At 73.1% G+C, this 17,761-nt stretch carries 18 protein-coding genes; 10 read left to right on the top strand and 8 right to left on the bottom strand.

The window, feature by feature from the left end; genetic code table 11:
* Positions 1-36 precede the first annotated feature (36 nt).
* Together IN07_RS14860 and IN07_RS14855 are read right to left on the bottom strand one after the other, a co-directional pair.
* Positions 37-861 carry a citryl-CoA lyase gene (locus IN07_RS14860; protein ID WP_036336888.1) on the bottom strand — a complete coding sequence of 275 codons (825 nt, stop codon included), beginning with the start codon at positions 859-861 and terminating at the stop codon, positions 37-39.
* On the bottom strand, positions 858-2,045 hold the full coding sequence (locus IN07_RS14855) for a CaiB/BaiF CoA transferase family protein (RefSeq protein WP_036336887.1): 1,188 nt from the start codon (positions 2,043-2,045) through the stop codon (positions 858-860). Before IN07_RS14855 ends, IN07_RS14860 begins: the two co-directional genes overlap by 4 nt.
* Positions 2,046-2,265: 220 nt before the next feature.
* On the opposite strand from IN07_RS14855, the gene IN07_RS14850 reads away from it, so the two are divergent.
* Positions 2,266-3,768 (top strand): amidohydrolase family protein, encoded by a 1,503-nt coding sequence (locus IN07_RS14850; RefSeq protein WP_052091293.1) that lies wholly within the window; start codon positions 2,266-2,268, stop codon positions 3,766-3,768.
* A 72-nt stretch (positions 3,769-3,840) separates the two neighbouring features.
* Positions 3,841-4,671, top strand: a complete 831-nt coding sequence (locus tag IN07_RS14845) for an IclR family transcriptional regulator domain-containing protein (protein ID WP_036336885.1) — start codon at positions 3,841-3,843, stop codon at positions 4,669-4,671.
* Between the two features lie 24 nt (positions 4,672-4,695).
* Here the strand turns inward: IN07_RS14845 and paaZ are convergent, their stop codons facing one another.
* The 3 genes from paaZ to paaK are packed head-to-tail and all read right to left on the bottom strand — an operon-like array spanning position 4,696 to position 8,734.
* Positions 4,696-6,753: a phenylacetic acid degradation bifunctional protein PaaZ gene (gene paaZ / locus IN07_RS14840; RefSeq protein WP_036336883.1), complete on the bottom strand. Its 2,058-nt coding sequence runs from the start codon at positions 6,751-6,753 to the stop codon at positions 4,696-4,698.
* Positions 6,750-7,376 carry a TetR/AcrR family transcriptional regulator gene (locus IN07_RS14835; RefSeq protein ID WP_036336881.1) on the bottom strand — a complete coding sequence of 209 codons (627 nt, stop codon included), beginning with the start codon at positions 7,374-7,376 and terminating at the stop codon, positions 6,750-6,752. Before IN07_RS14835 ends, paaZ begins: the two co-directional genes overlap by 4 nt.
* Positions 7,373-8,734 carry a phenylacetate--CoA ligase PaaK gene (gene paaK, locus IN07_RS14830; RefSeq protein ID WP_036336879.1) on the bottom strand — a complete coding sequence of 454 codons (1,362 nt, stop codon included), beginning with the start codon at positions 8,732-8,734 and terminating at the stop codon, positions 7,373-7,375. Before paaK ends, IN07_RS14835 begins: the two co-directional genes overlap by 4 nt.
* A 221-nt stretch (positions 8,735-8,955) precedes the next feature.
* Between paaK and paaA the strand changes: the two genes are divergently transcribed.
* The 5 genes from paaA to paaE all read left to right on the top strand — a co-directional run bounded on the left by paaA (position 8,956) and on the right by paaE (position 12,912).
* A complete protein-coding gene (paaA, locus tag IN07_RS14825) occupies positions 8,956-9,921 on the top strand; it encodes a 1,2-phenylacetyl-CoA epoxidase subunit PaaA (RefSeq protein WP_036336877.1) in 966 nt (321 codons plus the stop codon).
* Positions 9,921-10,313, top strand: a complete 393-nt coding sequence (paaB, locus tag IN07_RS14820) for a 1,2-phenylacetyl-CoA epoxidase subunit PaaB (RefSeq protein WP_456237881.1) — start codon at positions 9,921-9,923, stop codon at positions 10,311-10,313. Before paaA ends, paaB begins: the two co-directional genes overlap by 1 nt.
* 78 nt (positions 10,314-10,391) lie before the next feature.
* The gene (paaC, locus tag IN07_RS14815; RefSeq protein ID WP_036336874.1) at positions 10,392-11,300 is read left to right on the top strand and encodes a 1,2-phenylacetyl-CoA epoxidase subunit PaaC; all 909 of its coding nucleotides are present in this window, start codon (positions 10,392-10,394) and stop codon (positions 11,298-11,300) included.
* A gap of 62 nt (positions 11,301-11,362) precedes the next feature.
* Positions 11,363-11,836 (top strand): 1,2-phenylacetyl-CoA epoxidase subunit PaaD, encoded by a 474-nt coding sequence (paaD, locus tag IN07_RS14810; protein ID WP_036336872.1) that lies wholly within the window; start codon positions 11,363-11,365, stop codon positions 11,834-11,836.
* The gene (gene paaE, locus IN07_RS14805) at positions 11,836-12,912 is read left to right on the top strand and encodes a 1,2-phenylacetyl-CoA epoxidase subunit PaaE (RefSeq protein ID WP_036336870.1); all 1,077 of its coding nucleotides are present in this window, start codon (positions 11,836-11,838) and stop codon (positions 12,910-12,912) included. The genes paaD and paaE overlap by 1 nt, the downstream gene beginning before the upstream one ends.
* A gap of 49 nt (positions 12,913-12,961) precedes the next feature.
* On the opposite strand, the gene IN07_RS14800 is transcribed toward paaE, so the two are convergent.
* Positions 12,962-14,149, bottom strand: a complete 1,188-nt coding sequence (locus IN07_RS14800) for an aldose epimerase family protein (RefSeq protein ID WP_231558390.1) — start codon at positions 14,147-14,149, stop codon at positions 12,962-12,964.
* Between the two features lie 436 nt (positions 14,150-14,585).
* Here IN07_RS14800 and IN07_RS25320 point away from each other — a divergent pair, with 436 nt between their 5' ends.
* From IN07_RS25320 to IN07_RS14795, 3 genes are read left to right on the top strand one after another with little or no spacing between them, the layout of a single operon-like run.
* Positions 14,586-14,750 carry a hypothetical protein gene (locus tag IN07_RS25320; RefSeq protein ID WP_156119209.1) on the top strand — a complete coding sequence of 55 codons (165 nt, stop codon included), beginning with the start codon at positions 14,586-14,588 and terminating at the stop codon, positions 14,748-14,750.
* Between the two features lie 45 nt (positions 14,751-14,795).
* A complete protein-coding gene (locus IN07_RS25845) occupies positions 14,796-14,948 on the top strand; it encodes a hypothetical protein (RefSeq protein WP_164699637.1) in 153 nt (50 codons plus the stop codon).
* Positions 14,949-14,995: 47 nt separating this feature from the next.
* Positions 14,996-16,267 carry a D-arabinono-1,4-lactone oxidase gene (locus IN07_RS14795; RefSeq protein WP_036336866.1) on the top strand — a complete coding sequence of 424 codons (1,272 nt, stop codon included), beginning with the start codon at positions 14,996-14,998 and terminating at the stop codon, positions 16,265-16,267.
* A 46-nt stretch (positions 16,268-16,313) separates the two neighbouring features.
* Here IN07_RS14795 and ppk2 read toward each other — a convergent pair whose 3' ends face one another.
* Together ppk2 and IN07_RS14785 are read right to left on the bottom strand one after the other, a co-directional pair.
* Positions 16,314-17,150, bottom strand: coding sequence for a polyphosphate kinase 2 (ppk2, locus tag IN07_RS14790; protein WP_036336863.1), 837 nt, complete (start codon positions 17,148-17,150; stop codon positions 16,314-16,316).
* An 82-nt stretch (positions 17,151-17,232) separates the two neighbouring features.
* Positions 17,233-17,761: helix-turn-helix transcriptional regulator (locus IN07_RS14785; protein ID WP_036336861.1), on the bottom strand; the 529-nt coding region annotated here is incomplete at its 5' end.

Here is a 17,761-nt window from a genome sequence, read left to right as displayed (position 1 = left end):
AAGGGGTGATGGGTGGACGCGATCACCGCGGCCAGTTCAGCCATGACTGTCTCCGTTGAGGTCAGGGAGGTACGGGTCGGGGGCGACGGACCGGTTGTTGAGGTCCACGGACAGGAAGACGTCGTTGGCGACCGGGTGCCGCAGCTCCTCGGCCAGCTGTCCGATCAACCCGGCCGTGCGGGCGAGCAGGGCGAAGCCGCGGAGCAGCTCCAGCGGCAGGCCCAGGTCGGCCAGCGCCGCACCGCACACCCCGGCCCCGTTGAGCGGCAGGGTCTTGCCGAGCACCTGGGGGTGGACCCGGCCGATCGCGGCGAACAGCGACAGGTGCGGGCCGAACAGCCCCTCTTCGGTCGCGATCTCGAACAGCCGGGGGGTGCGCGGGTCGCCGTCCTTGTGCACGTGGTGGCCGAGCCCGGGGACGAAGCGCCGCGCCGCCCGCTGGGCGGTCACCGTCTCGAGGGCCAGGGCGTCCCAGCCCGCGTCGTCGGTCGGCAGCGCACCGTCCACGCCCTTCAGCACGTCGTCCAGGAATCGGCCGGAGTCCTCGGTGACGCCGAGGAACCGGGAGCCACCGCCGAGCAGGCCGGCGGCGAGCGCCCCCTGCACCGAGTCCGGCGCCGACAGGTAGGTGAGCCGGGTGACGATGGCCGTCGGGGTGAAGCCGTGGTCGGCGAGCGCGGCCAGCACCGCCTCGAAGACCCGGGTCTCCCCCGGTGTGGGCCGCCGCTGGGTGGCCAGCCAGAAGGCCAGCTCGCCGAAGCCGACGGTGCCCATGACGTCGCGGGCCAGGTCGGTGCCCAGCAGCGTGATCGACTCGCGGCTGGAGGCGCCCAGCGCGGTCGGGTACTCGGGGGTGGTCACGCGTCCTCCTCGGTGGCCAGCCACCGTCGCAGCTCGGCGCCGTGCTCGTCCAGGGCCGGCGGTGGCAGCCGGTAGTCGGCCGGCGTCTCGGAGAAGGTGATCGGGTGGCGGACCGACGGCACTGCCGCCTCGCCCTCCCCCACGGTCACCACCGGGTCCAGGCCGATCGACTCGGCGAAGGCCACCCCCTGGTCGACGGTGTTGATCGGCCCGCAGGGCACGCCCGCGGCGATGATGTCGTCGAACCAGTCCCGCTTGGACCGGGTGCTCAGCCGCTCGACCAGCAGCGGGCGCAGCTCGTCCCGGTTGGCCGTGCGGTCCTCGTTGCGGGCGAACCGCGGGTCGTCGGCGAGCTCGGGCACGCCGAGCACCTCGACCAACCGGCGGAACTGGCCGTTGTTGCCGGCGGTGATGATCAGGTCGCCATCGGCGCACGGGAGCGGCTCGTAGGGGAACAGGCTCGGGTGGCTGTTGCCCATCCGGAACGGGACCACGTCACCGGCGACGACGGCGCTGGCGTGGTTGACCAGCCCGGACAGCGCGGAGGACAGCAGGTTGACCTCGACGTGCTGGCCGCGGCCGGTCTCGTGCCGGACGTTCAGCGCGGAGAGCACCCCGATGGTGGCGTGCAGGCCGGCCATCACGTCGAAGACGGAGATGCCGGCCCGGAACGGCTCGCCCTCGGGGTCGCCGGTGAGGCTCATCAGGCCGGAGATCGCCTGCACGATCAGGTCGTACCCGGGCAGCGGCGCACCGGCCGGCCCGCTGCCGAAGCCGGTGATCGAGGCGTAGACGACGCGGGGGTTGGTCGCACTGACGCTGGCGTAGTCCAGGCCGAAGCGGCCGAGCCCGCCGGTCTTGAAGTTCTCGATCACGATGTCGGCGCGGCGGGCCAGCTCCTGGGCCGCGGCGGCGTCGGCGGGGTCCTTGAGGTCCAGGGCGATGGAGCGCTTGTTCCGGTTCACGCCCAGGTAGTAGGTCGACACCCCCTCGCGCACCGGCGGCGCCCAGCTGCGGGTGTCGTCGCCGCCGGGGCTCTCCACCTTGACCACCTCGGCGCCCATGTCGGCCAGCAGCATGGTGGCGTAGGGCCCGGCCAGGACCCGGGAGAAGTCGGCCACCAAGAGGCCGGACAGCGGCCCCCGACCCGGCGCGAAACCGGGCGGCAGTGGGTGTTCGGTCATCGGGTGTGGTCCCTCGAGCGGTGTTTCGCCGTCAAGCGGACGGGCGTCCGGAGTGCCGCCGAGTCTCACCACCGCACTGTTCCACTGTCAACCGGAACGGCTGACTCGATCCTCCGCCTTGACATGTGGTCGCGATCACCACGACAGTGGGGCCGTCGCCAGGCTGACCGTTCTGCGGACATTCGTCCGCGACAGTCCGGTGACGGCCTGGAGGTAGACGATGTCCCAGCCCGACACCGACGTCGCGGGGCAGGCGACCGACCGCCCGGTCGTGCTGCGCAACGGCACCGTGCTGACCATGGACGACGCACACACCGTGCTGCCCGACGCCGACGTCCTCGTCGTGGACGGGAAGATCGCCGCCGTCGGCCAGCAGCTCGACGTCCCGGCCGGGACCCTGGAGATCGACGCGCAGGGCGGCGTCGTGATGCCCGGCATGATCGACACCCACCGGCACATGTGGCAGACCGCGATGCGCGGCTACGGCGCCGACTGGACGCTCACCCAGTACTTCGTCTGGTACTACCTCGAGCACGGCAAGGCCTTCCGTCCCGAGGACGTGTACGCCGGCAACCTGCTGTCGGCCTGGGACGCCGTCGAGGCCGGGGTCACCACCACCGTCGACTGGTCGCACGGGCTGCAGACCGTCGACCACGCCGAGGCCGCCGCCGACGCCCTGCTCGCGGTGCCCGGCCGGTTCCTGCTGGCCTACGGCAACATCCAGGCCGGCCCGTGGGAGTGGGCCACCGACCCGGCCGTGCAGGCGTTCCTGAAGCGCCGCCAGGACGAGGGCAAGCTCGGCCTGCAGCTGGCCTTCGACGTCACCGGTGACCCGGCGTTCCCGGAGAAGCCCGCCTTCGAGGTGGCGCGCGAGCTCGGCCTGCCGGTCACCACGCACGCCGGCGTCTGGGGGGCCACCGGGGACGAGGGCATCCGGCTGATGCACGACAACGGCTTCATGACCCCCGAGACGGTGTACGTGCACGCCGCCACGCTGACCACCGACTCCTACCACCGGATCGCCGCGACCGGCGGCTCCATCTCGGTGTCCACGGAGTCCGAGCAGAGCGCCGGGCAGGGCTACCCGCCCACCTGGCAGGTGCGCCGGCACGGCATCCCGGTCTCGCTGTCGATGGACACCAGCGTCTGGTGGAGCAGCGACCTGTTCTCCGCGATGCGCAGCACGCTGGGCGCCGACCGCTCCCGCGAGCACCTGGAGGCGCACGCCCAGGGGCAGACGGTCACCCAGGTGCACCTGCGGGCCGAGCAGGTCGTCGACTGGGCGACCCGCGGCGGCGCGCTGGCGCTGGGCCGGGACGACCTGGGCAGCCTGGAGCCGGGCAAGCAGGGCGACGTCGTGCTGATCAAGAACGACCGGTCGCCGGTCTCCTTCCCGCTGCTGAACCCCTACGGGCACGTGGCCTTCCAGGCCCAGCGCGGCGACGTGCACACGGTGCTCGTCGGCGGCCGGGTGGTGAAGCACGAGCACCAGCTGGTCGGTGCCGACCTGGCCGCGGTGCGGCGGACCGTCGACGCGACGGTCGAGCACCTGCAGTCGACCCTCGGCCCGGAGGCGTGGGCGGCCGGCATGAACCCGGACCTGCCGGACGACGACGTCCTGGACAACCCGTACACCTACACCGAGTACAAGTCCCACTCCACCCACGGAGCCCGGGGCAACGTGTTCGGCGAGCCCTCGCTGGACCAGCACAGCTCGCACTGAGCACCCGTCGCACCGCGCCGGCCCGGCGCGGTGCGACGCACCAGCAGCAACGGGACGGGGAGGTGGCGCGCGGTGGCAGGACGGGGCACGGGGCCGGACTTCGTGGAGGCGCTCGCGCGCGGGCTGGACGTGCTGGCCTGCTTCGACGCCGACCACCCGGTCATGTCACTGAGCGACGTCGCGACCGCCGCCGGGCTGGCCCGGCCGACCGCGCGACGGCTGCTGCTCACCCTGGAGGAGCTCGGGTTCGTCCGCTCCTCCGCCGGCGCCTTCCGGCTCACCCCGAAGGTGCTCACCCTCGGCATGGCCTACGTCGGGGCGCTGGGGATGTGGGACATCGCCCGCCCGCACCTGGAGGCGCTGGTCGCGCAGACCGGTGAGTCCTCCTCGATGGCCCAGCTCGACGGCTCGGACATCGTCTACGTCGCCCGGGTCGCCGTCCCGAAGCTGATCACCCTGCGGGTGGAGATCGGGACGCGCTTCCCCGCCGTGCAGACCTCGCAGGGCAAGGTGCTGCTCGCCGGCCTCCCCCCCGCCGAGCTGGAGGCCACCCTGGCCGAGCCGAGCCGGGCCGGGCTGCCGACCTACATCGGCCGCTCGGCCGACCAGCTGCAGACCGAGCTGACCGAGGTCCGCGCCCGTGGCTGGGCACTGGCCGACGAGGAACTGGCCCCCGGCGTCCGCTCGGTCGCGGTGCCGGTCCGGGACGGCGCCGGCGCCGTGCGCGCCGCGATGAACGTGACGGTGCACGCCGCGGAGACCTCGACCGACCGGCTGCTCACCGAGCACCTCCCCCGGCTGTTGCGCACCGCCGGCGACATCAGCGCCGAGTGGGCGCTGTGGCAGACCCGGCCGCACGTCGAGGTCACCCGCCGGCCGGACGGCTCGACCGCCGCCGGCTGACCCCGACGCGCCGCCGGGCGCCGCTCAGCTCGGGTCGGCCGCCGGGGCCCAGGTCTTGGCCACCATGGTGAGCACGTCGTAGGTGGCGACCGGCTGTCCGTCGCCGTCCACCACGATCGCGTCCCAGCGCACCTCGCCGTGGTCGGCGCCGCCCCGCGGGGTGATCTGCTTGGCGGTGAGGGTGACCGTCAGCTCCGCGCCGGGCTTGACCGGCGTCAGGAACCGCAGGTTGTCCACCCCGTAGTTGGCCAGCACCGGCCCCGGGTCCGGGTCGACGAACAGCCCCGCGGCCCAGGAGACGATCAGGTAGCCGTGCGCGACCCGCCCGCCGAACAGCGGGTTGGCTGCGGCGGCCGCCTCGTCCATGTGGGCGTAGAAGGTGTCCCCGGTGAACTCGGCGAAGTGCTCGATGTCGGCGAGGGTGACCGCGCGCGGCCCGGCGGTCACCGAGTCCCCGATCCGCAGCTCGGCCAGCGACTTGCGGAACGGGTGCACGCCGTCGTCGGTGCGGGCGGCGCCGGTCACCCACCGGCGACCGATCGTGGTCAGCATGTCCGGGGAGCCCTGCACGGCGGTGCGCTGCATGTGGTGCAGCACCCCGCGGATCCCGCCGAGCTCCTCGCCACCGCCGGCCCGCCCGGGGCCACCGTGCACCAGCACCGGCAGCGGGGAGCCGTGGCCGGTGTTCTCCCCGGCGTCGTCCCGGTCGAGCACCAGCACCCGGCCGTGCGCGTGCGCGGCACCGAGCACGAACTCCCGGGCGACCGCCGGGTCGTGGGTGACGATCGAGCCCACCAGGCTGCCCTGCCCGCGCGCGGCGAGCTCGACCGCGTGCGCCACGCCGTCGTAGGGCAGCACCGTGCTGACCGGCCCGAACGCCTCCACGTCGTGCGGCTCACCGGCGGAGAGATCGTCGCAGCGCAACAGCAACGGCGGCAGGAAGGCGCCCCGGTCCCGGTCCGCGCCGACGACGGAGAAGTCGTCGGGGTCCCCGGCGACCAGGTCGGCGACCCCGCGCAGCGCCTTCACCGCGCGGAGCACCTCCTGCCGCTGATCCAGGCTGGCCAGCGCGCCCATGGTCACGCCCTCGGCGTCCGGGGCACCGACGACGACCTCGGCCAGCTTCGCCCGGGTCGCCTCCACCACGTCGTCGGCCAGCTCACGCGGCACCAGCGCCCGCCGGATCGCGGTGCACTTCTGCCCGGCCTTCACCGTCATCTCGGTGACCAACTGGTCGACGAACAGGCCGAACTCGGGGGTGTCCGGGGTGGCGTCGGGGCCGAGCACCGCGCAGTTGAGCGAATCGGCCTCGGCGTTGAACCGCACCGAGTTCGCCACCACCGCGGGGTGGCTGCGCAGCTTGCGGGCGGTGGACGCCGAGCCGGTGAAGAACACCAGGTCCTGGCCGGCGAGCCCGTCGAGGACGCTGGCGGCGCTGCCGGCCAGCAGCTGCACGCTGCCCTCGGGGAGCAGACCGCTGTCGACGATCGAGCGGACGACGGCCTCGGTCAGGTAGGCGGTCTGGCTGCCCGGCTTCACCACGGTCGGCACGCCGGCGATGAAGGCGGGGGCGAACTTCTCCAGGAAGCCCCAGACCGGGAAGTTGAAGGCGTTGACCTGCACCGCCACCCCGCGCAGCGGCGTGTACAGGTGCTGGCCGAGGAAGGTGCCACCCCGGCCCAGCGGCTCGGGGGCCCCGTCGAGCACCACGGTGTCGTCGGGCAGCTCCCGACGCGCCTTGCTCGCGTAGGACAGCAGCGTGCCGAAGCCGCCGTCGACGTCCACCGCGGTGTCCCGGTCGGTGCACCCGGTGCGCCGGGAGAGCGCGTAGAACGCGTCCTTCTCCGCCATCAACCGCAGGCCCAGCTGCTTGAGCAGCGCCGCACGCTGGTGGAAGGTCAGCTCGCGCAGCGCCGGACCGCCGACCGAGCGGGCATGGTCGAGCATCCCCGGCACGTCCAGCCCGGCGCTGGACACCCGGACGACGGTCTCGCCGGTGACGGCGTCGGCGATCGGCGTCCCCTCGTCGGGGGCGGTGTACCAGCGGCCGGCGACGTAGCTCGGCAACATCGGTGCGGTCATCGGAGTGCCTCCGGGGGGACGGGTGCGGCTGCGGTGCGCAGGCCGCTGAAGGTGGTCGTGACCAGCGCGTCGGCCAGCGCCTCGGCGTCCAGGCCGCGCCCGGGGCGGTACCACTCGGTGAGGGAGTTGACGGTGCCGAACAGCAGCCGGCTTGTGACCGCGGGGTCGACGTCGGGCCGCACGTCGCCCTCCTCCTCCGCCGCGCGGACCAGGTCGGTGACGATCCGGTCGAACTCGCGGCGCCGGCCCAGCGCCTCGGACTCGACCGCGGAGTTCCCGCGCACCCGCAGCAGCAACGTGACGAACGGCAGCTGGGCGGTCAGCACCCGCACCGACCCGCGGACGACGTGCTCCAGCCGGTCGATGGCCGGACCCGTGAGCGCTCCCGGCTCGTCCAGGACGGCGAACAGCGCGTTCAGCGCCCGGTCCAGGGCGAGCCGCAGCAGCTCCACCTTGCTGGGCACGTGGTGGTAGATCGCCGACTTGGTGACGCCGAGCCGGGCCGCCAGCTCGTCCATGCTGGTCGCCTCGTACCCGCGCTCGATGAAGACGGCCACCGCGGTGTCCAGCAGCGAGTCCAGCGAGTGCCCGGGCCGCCCCCGCCGCGCCGGCGCAACCGTCACGCCCCGCTCCGCTCACGTCGATCGGTCAGCCGCTGCAGCTTGCCCACCGACCGGGCCAGCGTCTCCGGGTCGACGACCGACACCTCGACGGTGATCCCGATGGTGTCCTTCACCGCGGTGCCGACCTCACGGGCCGCGGCCTCGCGGCGGTCGGCCGGGCAGTCCGGCCGGGCCTCCACGTGCACGGTCAGGTGGTCCATCCGGCCGCGGCTGGTCAGCTCGAGGGAGAAGTGCGGCGACAGCCCCGGCGTCCGGAGCACCACCTCCTCGATCTGCGTCGGGAAGACGTTGACCCCGCGCAGGATGATCATGTCGTCGGTCCGGCCGGTCACCTTCTCCATCCGGCGCATGCCCGGCCGGGCGGTGCCCGGCAGCAGCCGGGTGAGGTCGCGGGTGCGGTACCGGATGACCGGCATCGCCTGCTTGGTCAGCGAGGTGAACACCAGCTCGCCCTGCTCCCCCTCGGGCAGCACCTCGCCGGTGTCCGGGTCGATGACCTCCGGGTAGAAGTGGTCCTCCCAGATGTGCAGACCGTCCTTGGTCTCGACGCACTCCTGCGCGATGCCCGGGCCCATGACCTCCGACAGGCCGTAGATGTCGATCGCCTCGATGTCCAGGCGCTCCTCCATCTCCCGGCGCATCTCCTCGGTCCACGGCTCGGCGCCGAAGATGCCGATCTGCAGCGAGCAGGCGCGCGGGTCGAGACCCTGCTTCTCGAACTCGTCGATGATCGTGAGCAGGTAGGACGGCGTCACCATGATCACCCGCGGCTGGAAGTCCTGGATCAGCTGCACCTGGCGGGGCGTCATGCCACCGGAGACCGGGATGACCGTGCAGCCCAGCTTCTCCGCGCCGTAGTGCGCCCCCAGCCCGCCGGTGAACAGCCCGTAGCCGTAGGCGTTGTGCAGCTTGTCGCCCGGGCGGCCGCCTGCCGCGCGGATGGAACGGGCCATGACGGTGGCCCAGGTGTCGATGTCGTCCTCGGTGTAGCCGACGACGGTCGGCCGCCCGGTGGTTCCCGAGGAGGCGTGCACCCGGCGGACCTCCTCCTGCGGGACGGCGAACATCCCGAAGGGGTAGTTCTCCCGCAGGTCGGCCTTGCTGGTGGTCGGGAAGCGCGCCAGGTCGGCCAGCTCGCGGCAGTCGTCGGGGTGCACGCCGGCGGCGTCGAACGCCGTCCGGTAGTGCGGGACGTTCGCGTAGACGTGCCGCAGGGTCCACTGCAGGCGCTCCAGCTGCAGCGCGCGCAGCTCGTCGACGCCCATCCGCTCGGCCGGGTCGAGCTGCGCGGGGCCGGGCGCGGAGCCCAGCCGGCGGGCGCTCTCGTCCGTGCCCGTGGTCCCGGTCGCTGTGGTCATGGGCTGTTCCTCCGCGGTCGCCGAGCGTCGTTGCCGGCCGGCCGGCCGGGCGCACGGGGCACCCAAATACCGTCCAGGTGGTCAGTAACCAACTCCTCACCGGGACGGCTGTCAACCCGCACCGCGCCGTCCGGTGGGGACGGGTTGTGCCGCGCCGCGCGAGGGTGGACACTTCATACCGACCGCATGGTCAGTAATTGATCGCCCAACGAGGGGACGACATGTCTGCGCCGACGCTGGACCGCCCGACTCCGGACGAGACCGTGCTGCAGCAGCAGTTCGACGCCACGATCGCGGCCGACCACCGCATCGAGCCGCGCGACTGGATGCCCGAGGGCTACCGCAAGGGCCTGATCCGGCAGATCGCCCAGCACGCCCACTCGGAGATCATCGGCATGCAGCCCGAGGGCGACTGGCTGCTCGCCGCCCCCAGCCTGCGGCGCAAGGCGATCCTGCTGGCCAAGGTGCAGGACGAGGCCGGCCACGGGCTGTACCTCTACTCGGCCGCCGAGACCCTGGGCGCCGACCGGGCCGACCTCACCGACAAGCTCATCGAGCGCAAGCAGAAGTACAGCTCGATCTTCAACTACCCCACCCTCACCTACGCCGACGTCGGCGTCATCGGCTGGCTCGTCGACGGTGCGGCGATCTGTAACCAGGTGCCGCTGTGCCGGTCGAGCTATGGCCCCTACGCCCGCGCGATGATCCGGGTCTGCAAGGAGGAGTCCTTCCACCAGCGGCAGGGCTACGAGCTGTTGATGACGATGATGCGCGGCACCGACGCCCAGCGGGCGATGGTGCAGGAGTCCGTCGACCGCTGGTGGTGGCCCTCGCTGATGATGTTCGGCCCGCCGGACGACGACAGCCCCAACTCCGCGCAGTCGATGGCGTGGGGCGTCAAGCGGCACAGCAACGACGAGCTGCGGCAGCGCTTCGTCGACATGACCGTGCCCCAGGCCGAGGTGCTCGGCGTGACGCTGCCCGACCCCGAGCTCGCCCTGGACCCCGAGACCGGCCGCTACCGCTTCGGCCCGATCGACTGGTCGGAGTTCAAGCAGGTGCTGGCCGGCAACGGGCCGTGCAACGACGAGCGGATCGCCCGCCGCCGGGCCGCCCGCGACGACAACGCGTGGGTCACCGAGGCCGCCACCGCCTACGCCGACAAGCACGCGGCCGTGAGCGCCTGATGAGCGACGCGGCTGCCGGCGGGTCGATGGGCGACGTCACCGCCGAGGGTGGGCACGGCGCCGTCCCCACCGGGCCTGGCGTGCCGGTGGCCGACCAGCCGGCCGTGAGCAAGCGCGACTGGCCGCTGTACGAGGTGTTCGTCCGCGGCAAGCGCGGGCTGAACCACGTGCACGTCGGCTCGCTGCACGCCCCGGACGACGAGATGGCCGTGCACGCCGCCCGCGACCTCTACACCCGGCGCAACGAGGGCGTGAGCATCTGGGTGGTCCAGGCCGGCGACATCACCGCCTCCAGCCCCGACGAGAAGGACCCGCTGTTCGCCCCAAGCGGCGACAAGGTCTACCGGCACCCGACGTTCTACGAGATCCCGGAGAACGTCCCCCACATGTGAGCGGCCAAAGGACCCCCTCTCCCCCCACCCCTCGTACCTCGGGGCGGGCCCCTGAGAGGGGGCCAGAAGGGCAACAACATGCATGAAGAGACCGTGTACGAGGCGTTGGACCATGCGCACGGAGGCGAGGGGCAGTGGGCGTTCGGCACCGGCTTCGACGAGCCGCTGGCCGGGGTCGACACCACCGTGCCCGAGGGCATCGACCCGGCTGACCTGGGCGCCTACTGCCTGATGCTCGGCGACGACGCGCTCGTGCTGTGCCAGCGGCTCACCCAGTGGGTGACCAACGCGCCCGAGCTGGAAGAAGAGGTCGCCCTCGCCAACTGCGGGCTGGACCTGCTCGGCCAGGCCCGGCTGCTGCTGGCCCGGGCGGGCTCGGTCGGCGTGCTCGGCCGCAGCCGCGAGCGGGCGACGGCGAGCATCCCGGACGAGGACGCCCTCGCCTACTTCCGCGACCCCGACGAGTTCCGCCACTCCGGGTTGGTCGAGGCCCCCAACGGCGACTTCGGGCAGACCGTCGTCCGCCTGCTGGCCGCCTCGGCCTGGCGGCTGGCGCTTCTCAACCGGCTGCGCGAGTCCCGCGACCCGGTGCTCGCCGCGATCGCCGCCAAGGGGGTGCCCGAGCTGACCTACCACCGCGACCACGCCGCCCGCTGGGTGCTCCGGCTCGGCGACGGGACGCCGGAGTCGCACCGCCGTACGCAGGCCGGGGTCGACGCCGTCTGGCCGCTGCTCGCCGACCTGTTCACCGCCACCGACGTCGAGACCCGGCTGACCGCCGCCGGGGTGGCCGTCGACCCGGCGGAGCTCACCGACGAGGTGCGCGACGTGCTCACCCTCGTGCTCGAGCGGGCGACGCTCACCGTGCCCGAGTGGCCCACCCCGCAGCCCAGCCGCGGCCGCGCCGGCGAACACAGCGCCGAGTTCACCGCGCTGCTCACCGAGCTGCAGTCCACCGCCCGCGAACACCCGGCCGCGACCTGGTGACCGCGATGACGTCGGCCCCGAGGGGCCAAAGTCGCGATTCTGGCCCCTCCGACGCGCGGGCGGTGGCGGAGACGGTCACCGACCCCGAGCTGCCGATGCTGACGCTGGCCGACCTCGGGGTGTTGCGGGACGTCCGGGACGAGGACGGCACGGTCGTCGTGGAGATCACCCCCACCTACTCGGGCTGTCCGGCGATGGGCGTCATGCGCGCCGACCTGGTGCACGCGCTGCACCGGGCCGGGTTCGCCGACGTCGACGTCCGGACGGTCCTCTCCCCCGCCTGGAGCACCGACTGGATCAGCCCGGCCGGCCGCCGGAAGCTGGCCGCCGGCGGCATCGCACCCCCCGGTGACGCGCCGGTGCGCCGGACCGGTCCGGTGCCGCTGCAGCTCGGCCCGTCCCGGCGGACGGCGACCTGCCCGCAGTGCGGGTCGGCCGACACCGAGGAGATCAGCGAGTTCAGCGGGACCGCGTGCAAGGCGATGCGCCGCTGCCGGGTCTGCCTGGAGCCCTTCGAGCACCTCAAGGAGATCTGATGACGGCCCCCGCCCGCCGGCGTCCGCAGTTCCACCCGCTGAAGGTCGCCCAGGTCGAGCGGCTCACCGACGACGCCGTGGCGGTCACCTTCGACGTCCCACCGGAGCTGGCCGAGGACTACTCCTTCCGCCCCGGCCAGGCGCTGACCCTGCGCCGGGTGGACGGCGACCGCGACGAGCGGCGCTCCTACTCCATCTGCGCCCCGGTCGGCGCCGCACCCCGGGTCGGGGTCCGCGAGGTGCCCGGCGGCTTCTTCTCCGCCTACCTGGTCAACGAGGTGCGGCCGGGCGACGAGATCGAGGTGCTGCCCCCGTCGGGCACGTTCACCGCCGACCTGTCGGTGCCCGGTGACCACGTGTTCGTCGTCGCCGGTTCCGGGGTCACGCCGGTGCTCTCGCTGGCCGCCACCGTGCTGCGGGACGGCGAGTCGACGGTGACCGTCTTCTACGGCAACCGGCGCACCAACACGGTGATGTTCGCCGACGAGCTCGCCGACCTGAAGGACCGCTACGGCACCCGGCTGCAGCTGGTGCACGTGCTCTCCCGCGAGCCGCGGGACGCCGAGCTGACCAGTGGCCGGCTGGACGGCGACCGGCTGCGCACCCTGGTCGACGCCTTCACCGACGCGCCGCAGGTCGACCACTGGTGGCTGTGCGGACCGCACGGCATGGTCACCGACGCCCGGGAGCTGCTCACCGAGCTGGGCGTGCCGGCCGAGCGGGTGCACCAGGAGCTGTTCTACGTCGACGACCTGCCGCCGGAGCCGGTCCGCGGCGACGACCAGACCGTCGAGGGCCCCAGCAGCTCGGTGACGATCGTGCTGGACGGCCGCACCACCACGCTGACGCTGCCGCGCGGGGTGCCGGTGCTCGACTCGGCGCAGCAGGTGCGCGGCGACCTGCCGTTCGCCTGCAAGGGCGGGGTGTGCGGCACCTGCCGGGCCCGGGTGACGGACGGCGAGGTGGAGATGCGCCGCAACTACGCGCTGGACCCCGGCGAGGTGGACTCCGGGTACGTGCTGACCTGCCAGTCGCTGCCGCTGACCGACGAGGTCACGGTCGACTACGACGCCTGAGGCGCCCGGCTGCGGACGGGGAAGCCCGTCCGCAGCCGGCCGCACTACTTCAGTTGGAGAGCATGAACACCGTGGTGCTCTGGTACTCCTCGCCCGGCTGCAGCTCGGTGGAGGGGAACTCGGGCTGGTTCGGGGAGTCCGGGAAGTGCTGGGTCTCCAGCGCCAGCCCGTCACCCTGCCGGTAGACGCTCCCGCCGGTGCCGACGATCGTGCCGTCGAGGAAGTTGCCGGAGTAGAACTGCAGGCCCGGCTCGGTGGTGGCGATGGTGAGGGTCCGGCCGCTGTCCGGGTCGTGCAGCACGGCAGCCTTCTCCAGGGCGTCCTCGCTGTCCGAGCCCTCGCGCGCGCCGTCGTCCTCGCGGTCGAGCACCCAGTTGTGGTCGTAGCCCTGGCCGTAGAGGATCTGCTGGTCGGCCACCCGGATCCGCTCCCCGATCGCGGTGGGCTCACGGAAGTCGAACGGCGTGCCCTCGACCGGCGCGATCTCCCCGGTGGGGATGAGCGTCTCGTCGACCGGGGTGTACGCGTCGGCGTCGATCTTCAGCTCGTGGTCGTAGATGGTGCCGGACCCCTCGCCGCCGAGGTTCCAGTAGGTGTGCTGGGTGAGGTTCACGACCGTCGGTGCGTCGGTGGTGGCCTCGTAGCGGACGGCCAGCCGGTTGTGCGCGTCCATGGCGTAGGTGACCGCGGTGGTGAGGGTGCCGGGGAAGCCCTGGTCGCCGGCCGGGCTGACCAGCTCCAGCCGTAGCGCCGCCACGCGCTCGTTGCCGACGGGGGTCGCCGTCCACACCCGGTCGTCGAACCCGTCAGGGCCGCCGTGCAGGGTGTTCGGGCCGTCGTTGAGCGGCAGCTGGTAGGTCTCCCCGGCCAGGTCGAAGGTGCCGCCGGCGATGCGGTTGCCGTAGCGGCCGATCAGCGAGCCGAAGTACGGGTCGGCGTCCGAGGCGTAGCCGGCCACGTCCGGGAAGCCCAGGACGACGTTCTCCACGTCCCCGTCCTCGTCGGGCACCTCCAGGGTCTGGATGACACCGCCGTAGGTGAGCACCCGGACCGTCATGTCGCCGTTGCTCAGCGTCCAGCGCTCGACCGGGGTGCCGTCGGGCGCGGTGCCGAAGGGCTCGACGGTCGTGCTCGCGGAGCCGCGGTCGGAGCCGCCGCCGCGCCCGGGGTGGCCCTCACCCGCGGCGGCCGGTGCGGCCGCGCTGCCGACGAGGAGGCCGGTGCTGAGGGTGGCCACCAGGGGCCAGTGGCGCCGTCGGTGCCGGCGGCTCGGCGCGGCGGCCGACTGACGGGAGGAGGGCAGGGTGGCGCGTCCAGGCATGCGGGACTCCGGTGTCCGTGGTGGTCCACCGGCGTCATCGCGCGGTGGCGGGGGCCGTGCCCCGCAGCACCAGGAACGGCGAACGGGGTCGTGCCCTCGATCAGTCCGGTGGAACGCGCCCGACCGTAGGGAGGTCAGCGGAATGGTGTCAATGGGACGTCTGGGGTTGCGCGTATGGCCCGGGACCACGGCTCGGGACCAGCTTCCACGTCTGGATCGCGCCCGGGCTGGGCATGGAGGTGGTCGACCCGGGTGAGCCGAGCCCGGGGACCCGAGCCCCTCCGGCGGCCCGGCGTGGCCTCCGGTCCACGAGTGCGCCGCGGTGGGGCTCCCGTCCTGGGAGGAGAGACCCATGGCCGACACCCCCGACTCCGGTCACTCGGACGAGCCCGGAATCCGCCAGCGGATCGCCAACGGCGGCTGGCAGCTCTACGCACTGGAGTTCCTGGCCCTGCTGGTGGTCTTCGGCTGGATGTTCATCACCGTGTACTTCGGTGGTGGCGAGGGCCCCTGGTGATCCGGCCCAGCGGTTCGTCCTGGCGGACCGGGGTAGGTACCCGCCGTGCGTGAGATGGACCCCAAGGACCCCAGCACCCTCTACGCGGAGGGGCCGGTCGCCGACGAGCCACCGGACGACGACGTGCCCGAGTCGTCCCCCGTCCGTGACTCCGGGGGCACCGGGCCGGGGCCGGACGACCTCGACCGGCTGCTCTGAGCGACGTCCCGCCCGACGCGGACGACGGACCTGCGGGACACTGGGGCGTGACCGAGGCACCCGTGGCACTGGCGACCACGAACTGGGCAGGCAACCACACCTACCGCGCGACGGAGCTGCACCGGCCGGAGTCGCTGGCCGAGCTGCAGGAGACGATCACGAACGCCCGGCAGGTGCGGGTGCTGGGTTCACGGCACTCCTTCACCGCCATCGGCGACAGCGCCGAGCTGCTGTCGCTGGAGGCGATGACCTCCGACCGGGTCGACGTGAGCAGCGACCGGCGCACGGTCACAGTCGATGCGGGCCTCCGATACGGCGAGCTGGCTGCCGCCCTGCACCGGGAGGGCCTGGCACTGCACAACCTGGCCTCGCTCCCGCACATCTCGATCGCCGGCGCGGTGGCCACGGCCACCCACGGCTCGGGGGTGGGCAACGGGAACCTGGCGACGGCGGTCGCCGGCCTGGAGCTGGTGACCTCCAGCGGGGAGCTGGTCCGGTGCGCGCGCGGCGACGCCGACTTCGACGGCATGGTGGTCGGGCTGGGCGCCCTCGGGGCGGTCACCCGGATGACCCTCGACGTCGAGCCGGCCTTCGACGTGCAGCAGCGGGTGTTCGAGCAGCTGCCCTGGGACACGCTGTACGGCAACCTGGACGAGGTCCTGTCGGCCGGCTACAGCGTCAGCCTGTTCACGGGGCTGGGACCGAGCGTGGACATGATCTGGGTGAAGTCCCGCACCGACGTCGCCGGCTCCCCCGCCGGTGACCTGTTCGGCGCGATCGAGGCCGCCACCGAGCGGCACCCGCTGCCCGGCATCGACCCGGCGCCCACCACCGCGCAGCTGGGCAGCCCCGGGCGCTGGTCGGACCGCCTGCCGCACTTCCGGATGGGCTTCACCCCGAGCAACGGCAACGAGATCCAGTCCGAGTACCTGCTGCCCCGCACCGCAGGGGTGGAGGCGCTGGAGGTGCTGCGCTCGTTGGCACACCGGATCCGGCCGCTGCTGCAGGTCTGTGAGATCCGCACGGTCGCCGCAGACGAGCTGTGGATGAGCACCGCCTACGGCGAGCCCACGCTCGGTCTGCACTTCACCTGGCTGCCCGCCCAGGCCGAGGTCGAGGAGCTGCTGGTCGAGCTGGAGGCCCGACTGCTGCCGCTGGGCGCCCGCCCGCACTGGGGCAAGCTCTTCCTCGCCGACGCGGCCACCCTCGCACCGCGCTACCCCCGCCACGCCGACTTCCTGGCCCTGGTCGACCGGCTCGACCCCCGTAGGGCCTTTCGCAACGACTGGCTGGAACGGCACGTCCTCGACGTCGGCTGACCGCTCCGCCGCACCATGGGGTCGACGGTTCGGCGGCCCCAGGAACTCACGGCACGATGTCGGGCACGATGTGCTGGCTCTCCTTGGGCGGCCGGAGGTAATCCTCCTCCACCGGCGGCCGGGGCGGCAGCTCGGGCGCGGGCGGGGTGAGGTCCTCGTACGGCACCTGGGTCAGCAGGTGGGCCATCACGTTGAGCCGGGCCCGCTTCTTCACCTCCGCCTCGACGACCCACCAGGGCGCCTCGGGGATGTCGGTGGCGGCGAACATCGCGTCCTTGGCCCGGGAGAAGTCGACCCAGCGGTTGCGGGCCTCGAGGTCCATCGGGCTCAGCTTCCAGCGCTTGGTCGGCTCCTTCAACCGCTTCTGGAAGCGCTTCTCCTGCTCGGTGTCGCTGACGGAGAACCAGTACTTCACGACCGTGATGCCGCTGCGCACCAGCATCCGCTCGAACTCCGGGCACGACCGGAGGAACTCCTCGTACTCCTCGTCGGTGCAGAAGCCCATGACCCGCTCGACGCCGGCGCGGTTGTACCAGGACCGGTCGAACAGGATCATCTCCCCCGGGCCGGGCAGGTGCGCCACGTACCGCTGGAAGTACCACTGCCCCTTCTCCCGCTCGGTCGGGGCCGGGAGCGCGACGACGTGCGCGTGCCGCGGGTTGAGGCTCTCGGTGATCCGCTGGATCGCGCCGCCCTTGCCGGCGGCGTCGCGGCCCTCGAAGAGGACGACGACCCGCAAGCCCCGCGCGCGGATGTGCTCCTGCTGCTTCACCAGCTCCGTCTGCAGCCGGGACAACTCCTTCTCGTAGAACTTGGAGTCGACCTTGCCGGTGGACTCCGGCGTCTCCTCGACCGACGACGTCGGACCCGGTGCGCTGACCATGCGACGAGCATCACGCGCCGACCGTTCGGCGGCAAGCGGCGTGCACCCGGCAACGGCGGACGTGGCCGGGCGCGAGCCCAGCTCAGTCGGCCGGCGTGCCGCGGCGGACGGCGTGGGCAGCTGCCTCGGCCCGGTTGCGCGCCCCCAGCTTCGTCAGGATGTGGCTGACGTGGTGCCCGGCGGTCTTCTCGCTGATGACCAGGGCCCGGCCGATGGCGGCGTTCGACAACCCTCGGGCGATCAGGGCCAGCACCTCCTCCTCCCGGGCGGACAGCTCCCCCGAGCCTCGGACCGGGCGACGCGCGGGCTCCCGGAGCTCGCGGAGCAGCGCCGTGGCCGCGCCCACCGCCGGCGTGGCGCCCAGGCCCTGGAGTGCGGCCAGGGCGGCACCGGCTTCGTCAGCTGCCGTGCCCCGGTCGTCGTGGGCCGCGGCCCGGGCCAGCACCAGCCGCGAGAGCGCCGCGTCGAAGGGCATGAGCAGCTCGCTGAAGCCGCGGAGTGCGCGACGGGCCGGTCCCGCCGCCTCCCCGGCCCCCCCGGCGGCGAGCTCGACGGCGGCTGCGGCCAGCGCGGCCCGGGCCGCCAGCAGCCGGATGCCGGTCGCCGCACCC

Origin of the sequence: Modestobacter caceresii, from assembly GCF_000761485.1 — a bacterium.
Taxonomy (GTDB): domain Bacteria; phylum Actinomycetota; class Actinomycetes; order Mycobacteriales; family Geodermatophilaceae; genus Modestobacter; species Modestobacter caceresii.
Note: the sequence above shows the minus strand (reverse complement) of the source record. Positions and strands in the feature narration are given on the sequence as shown.

Coding starts and splice junctions, on each gene's coding strand:
- paaZ (WP_036336883.1), bottom strand. CDS start 6,753: ATGACCGCACCGATGTTGCCGAGCTACGTCGCCGGCCGCTGGTACACC.
- paaB (WP_456237881.1), top strand. CDS start 9,921: ATGAGCGACGCGGCTGCCGGCGGGTCGATGGGCGACGTCACCGCCGAG.
- ppk2 (WP_036336863.1), bottom strand. CDS start 17,150: ATGGTCAGCGCACCGGGTCCGACGTCGTCGGTCGAGGAGACGCCGGAG.
- IN07_RS25320 (WP_156119209.1), top strand. CDS start 14,586: ATGGCCGACACCCCCGACTCCGGTCACTCGGACGAGCCCGGAATCCGC.
- paaA (WP_036336877.1), top strand. CDS start 8,956: ATGTCTGCGCCGACGCTGGACCGCCCGACTCCGGACGAGACCGTGCTG.
- IN07_RS14850 (WP_052091293.1), top strand. CDS start 2,266: ATGTCCCAGCCCGACACCGACGTCGCGGGGCAGGCGACCGACCGCCCG.
- IN07_RS14855 (WP_036336887.1), bottom strand. CDS start 2,045: ATGACCGAACACCCACTGCCGCCCGGTTTCGCGCCGGGTCGGGGGCCG.
- paaC (WP_036336874.1), top strand. CDS start 10,392: ATGCATGAAGAGACCGTGTACGAGGCGTTGGACCATGCGCACGGAGGC.
- paaK (WP_036336879.1), bottom strand. CDS start 8,734: ATGACCACAGCGACCGGGACCACGGGCACGGACGAGAGCGCCCGCCGG.
- paaE (WP_036336870.1), top strand. CDS start 11,836: ATGACGGCCCCCGCCCGCCGGCGTCCGCAGTTCCACCCGCTGAAGGTC.